Here is a 575-nt window from a genome sequence, read left to right as displayed (position 1 = left end):
TGGTTAAGCTATAAAGAGCACAGGGTGGATGCCTAGGCACTGAGAGCCGATGAAGGACGTGATAAGCTGCGAAAAGCCACGGGGAGGAGCAAATATCCTTTGAGCCGTGGATATCCGAATGGGGGAACCCACTTAAGTAAACCTTAAGTACTGACAAGCCAATACATAACTTGCCAGAGGGAACCCGGGGAACTGAAACATCTAAGTACCCGGAGGAAGAGAAAGAAACATCGATTTCCTTAGTAGCGGCGAGCGAAAGGGAAAGAGCCCAAACCGAGAGATTTATCTTTCGGGGTTAGGACTGCATAATTGATCTGCGATTGATAGGAGAATGGTCTGGGAAGTCCAGCAGGAAAGCGTGAAAGCCGCGTATCCGAAATTGAAAGCAGCAAGGCAGTATCCAGAGTACCACGAGACACGAGGAACCTTGTGGGAATGAGCGGAGACCACTCCGTAAGGCTAAATACTACTCAGTGACCGATAGCGCATAGTACTGTGAAGGAAAGGTGAAAAGGACCCCGGGAGGGGAGTGAAAGAGAACCTGAAACCCTGTGTTTACAAGCTGTCGGAGCACG

The 575-nt window shown here is 49.7% G+C and carries 1 rRNA gene; it reads left to right on the top strand.

The features are described from left to right. Position 1: 1 nt before the first annotated feature. Positions 2–575 (top strand): 23S ribosomal RNA (locus WMO14_RS12890); the annotation flags it as partial.

Origin of the sequence: Lachnospira rogosae (ex Hitch et al. 2025) (genome assembly GCF_040096455.1) — a bacterium.
Taxonomy (GTDB): Bacteria; Bacillota; Clostridia; order Lachnospirales; family Lachnospiraceae; genus Lachnospira; species Lachnospira rogosae.
This window is presented reverse-complemented; position numbering and strand designations above follow the sequence as displayed.